At 65.3% G+C, this 3,329-nt stretch carries 4 protein-coding genes and 1 pseudogene; 4 read left to right on the top strand and 1 reads right to left on the bottom strand.

Annotation, left to right across the window (positions count from 1 at the left end):
- Positions 1-388 (top strand): aldehyde dehydrogenase family protein (locus tag EOD07_RS27765; protein ID WP_127237664.1); only part of this gene is annotated, 388 nt, incomplete at its 5' end.
- A gap of 95 nt (positions 389-483) precedes the next feature.
- On the top strand, positions 484-1,509 hold the full coding sequence (locus EOD07_RS27760; RefSeq protein ID WP_127237663.1) for an aldose epimerase family protein: 1,026 nt from the start codon (positions 484-486) through the stop codon (positions 1,507-1,509).
- 45 nt (positions 1,510-1,554) lie between these two features.
- Here the strand turns inward: EOD07_RS27760 and EOD07_RS27755 are convergent, their stop codons facing one another.
- The gene (locus tag EOD07_RS27755) at positions 1,555-2,472 is read right to left on the bottom strand and encodes a sugar kinase (protein ID WP_127237662.1); all 918 of its coding nucleotides are present in this window, start codon (positions 2,470-2,472) and stop codon (positions 1,555-1,557) included.
- Between the two features lie 158 nt (positions 2,473-2,630).
- Between EOD07_RS27755 and EOD07_RS27750 the strand changes: the two genes are divergently transcribed.
- Positions 2,631-3,074 carry a FixH family protein gene (locus tag EOD07_RS27750; protein ID WP_127237661.1) on the top strand — a complete coding sequence of 148 codons (444 nt, stop codon included), beginning with the start codon at positions 2,631-2,633 and terminating at the stop codon, positions 3,072-3,074.
- Positions 3,075-3,081: 7 nt separating this feature from the next.
- Positions 3,082-3,329, top strand: a pseudogene (locus EOD07_RS27745) (methylamine utilization protein); the annotation flags it as partial.

Below are 3,329 nucleotides of genomic sequence, written 5' to 3'. Positions count from 1 at the left end.
CGGCAAGCGTCATGCGCTGGGCGGCTCGTTCTTCCAGCCGACCGTCATCGCCGGCGCCACGCCGAAGATGCGCTTCATGAAGGAAGAGATCTTTGGCCCGGTCGCGCCGGTGTTCAAGTTCGAGACGGAGGAAGAGGCGATCGCCTTGGCCAACGACACCGAGTTCGGCCTTGCCTCGTATTTCTACACCGGCGACCTCGGCCGCGCCTTCCGCGTCATGGAAGGCCTGAAATACGGCATGGTCGGCGTCAATGAAGGCCTGATCACCACGCCCGAGGCGCCGTTCGGCGGCGTCAAGGAATCCGGCCTCGGCCGCGAAGGCGGTCATCAGGGCATCGAGGACTATCTCGACACCAAATATGCCTGCTTCGGCGGCCTGGGGCTCTGATAATTGTCCATAGAGCAGGGCAGGCGAAACGCCTGCCCTTGCCGGACAAGACACAGCCGGCCTAAATCCAAGGATCGAGAACTGGCATTTCGAGCATGGCGATGAAAGACGGCGAGGTCTTCGGCACGACGCAGGCGGGCGAGCCGGTTCGCCGTTTCACCATCCGCGGCGGGGGCCTTACCGCCAACATCATCGGACTCGGCGCGATCGTCCAGGATCTCAGGCTCAGCGGCCACGATGCGCCGCTGGTGCTGGGCTACGACCGTTTCGAACCTTACGAGACCGACCGCGCCTTCTTCGGCGCCGTCGTCGGCCGCTTCGCCAACCGCATCGGCGGCGGCCGCTTTACCATTGCCGGCAAGCGCTACCAGACCGAGCAGAATTTTCTCGGCAAGCATACGCTGCATGGCGGTTCGGAAGGCTTTTTCCACCGGCCGTGGACCGTCTCGCTGCACGGCCGCGATTTCGTGACGCTGACGCTGCACGACCCGGACGGCGCCATGGGCTTTCCCGGCGCGCTCGACGTCACCTGCACCTACCGGCTGAAGATACCCGGCACGCTCAGCATGGAGCTGACGGCGACCTGCGAAGAGCCGACGCTGTGCAACCTCGCGCAGCATTCCTACTTCAATCTCGACGATGGCGGGGCCGGCGACATCCTCGACCACCGGCTGATGCTCAACGCCGGCGCCTACACGCCCGTCGATGACGAGATGATCCCGACGGGCGTCGTGAAGCCCGTCGACGGCACGCCTTACGACTTCCGGCAGGCGCGGCCGCTGCGCATGGAAATGGAAGGCGAGCAGCTTCGCTACGACCAGAATTACTGCCTGGCGTCCAGCCGCGGGCCGCTGCACCAGGCGGCCTGGGTGCAGGGCGCCAATTCAGGCGTCGAGATGGAGGTCTGGACCACCGAGCCCGGACTGCAGCTCTATATCGGCCAGTATGTCGCGCCGACATCGCCGGGGCTCGAGGGCCGCCGCTACAAGGCGTTTTCGGGCCTTTGCCTCGAAGCGCAGACCTGGCCGGACGCACCGAACCGGCCTTATTTCCCGCAGGCAACGCTGTGGCCGGGACAGATCTATCATCAGGTGACGGAATACCGGTTCCGGCTGCCCTGAAGTTTGATGGTATTGAAGTGAGGCCTGCTTAAGCTTCGATATTGCTTAACTGTCGAAGGCGGCACTCAGCGTCTCAAACGGCGCCAGCGCGCCGCGAACCTGCACCACCGCGGCGGCGACTTTGTGCGCGCGGCGGGCGGCGTCGGCGGGCGCATGGCCGGCAAGCCGCGCGGCGAGGGAGCCGCCGTTGAAGGAATCGCCGGCACCCGTGGTGTCGACAGGCGTGGCCACATGCACCGCGTCGACGATTTGCGAGGCGCCGTTCAGCGCAATCAGGGCCGGCTGCTCGCCATTCTTGACCACGACTTCGCCGGTCAACTTGCCAAGGCGCTCCGCCGTTGCCTGCGGCGTCTGGTCCCCGAACAGCATTTGCTCGTCCGGGAAGGTCGGCAGCGCGATGTCGGTCGCGGCGAGCGCCTCCAGGATCGCGGCTTGGGCCATCTCGCGGCTCGGCCACAAACGCGGGCGGTAATTCGGGTCGAAGGCGACGAGCGAGCCGGCCTGGCGGGCCGCAACTATGGCCGTCAGCAAAGTTTTCCGCGCGGCCTCGTCCAGAATTGCCAGGGTGATTCCGGAAAAATAGACAAGCGCCTGGTTTTCAAGGCTTTTTGTCAGTGCTGCCGGGTCCGACGCGAGCTGGCGCGCTGCCGCGTCGCTTCGCCAGTAGGTGAAGGCGCGCTCGGCGCCGGTGAGCGTTATGGCGTAAAGGCCGGGGCGTGCGCCGGCGATGACCGGACTGTTGCCTATGCCGATGCCGTTCTGATCGAAGAAAGCGATCTGGTCGCGCGAGAAGGGGTCGTCGCCGAAGGCCGACACATAGGTCGCTGGCCGGTCCGGGCTCAAGGCGTGCAACGCCCAGAGCGTGTTGAAGGTGTCGCCGGCAAAGCTCATGCGCCAGTTCGAGCCGCTCTGGCCCGACAGTTCCAGCATGCATTCGCCGATCGACGCGATACCTTTGGCCATGCGGGCTTATCCCTTCCTAAGATGTTGTTGCTGTAGCTTTTTGCGGCCGGCAGCGCCATGCTTGGCGAGCGGCGAATTTTGCGCCAGAAGCGATTTCCCACAGGCAGGGCGGGACGCGACAAGCGGCCCGCGACGTTAGCAGCCGAAGAGGAACGGGTTTGGCATCGATATGGCGTTACATTCTTGCGGGTCTCGGTCTGGCCGCCCTACTGGTCGGTATTGTGGCCGCCGTCTATCTGACGTTGCCGCAATCGGCGTCCGGCCCGGATCTGTCGCGCTCGAAAAAGACGTCGAACGGCCTGTTCGTCGCGAGCTTCGAGCCGGAGCGCGGCGTCGTCCGGCAGGGCGAGCTGCAGTCCTGGCTGCTGACGCTGAAGACCGCCACCGGCGCGCCGGTGGAAGGGGCCGCCATCACCGTTTCGGGCGGGATGCCGCAGCACGATCACGGCCTGCCGACCAGTCCGCAGGCGACCGATTATCTCGGCCAGGGGCGCTATCGCATCGACGGCGTGAAGTTCACGATGAGCGGCTGGTGGCAGCTGCACTTCGGTATTTCGGCGGCGGCCGGATCCGATTCCGTCGTCTTCAACGTCGTGTTGTGAGCGGGCCATGAGGCGCATTGCCAGCATTGCAAGCCTGCTGGCTTTGGCCGCTCTTGCCCTGTTGGGCGGCTGCGGCGAACCGCGGTTCAGCGACGCCGAGAAGAAGATCATTGCATCGCTGGCGCTGAACACGCTGCCGTCCCTGAAACCCGACACCACGAACCAGTACGGCGACGTGCCGGCGGCCGCGGCGCTTGGCTCGACGCTGTTCTTCGATGCCGGCATGAGCCGAGACGGCACCGTGTCCTGCTCGAC

It is taken from the genome of Mesorhizobium sp. M2C.T.Ca.TU.002.02.1.1 (assembly GCF_003997225.1).
Note: the sequence above shows the minus strand (reverse complement) of the source record. Positions and strands in the feature narration are given on the sequence as shown.

What these genes read in the sequence shown, in the direction of transcription:
- EOD07_RS27760 (WP_127237663.1), top strand. Translation starts at nt 484, where the DNA reads ATGGCGATGAAAGACGGCGAGGTCTTCGGCACGACGCAGGCGGGCGAG.
- EOD07_RS27755 (WP_127237662.1), bottom strand. Translation starts at nt 2,472, where the DNA reads ATGGCCAAAGGTATCGCGTCGATCGGCGAATGCATGCTGGAACTGTCG.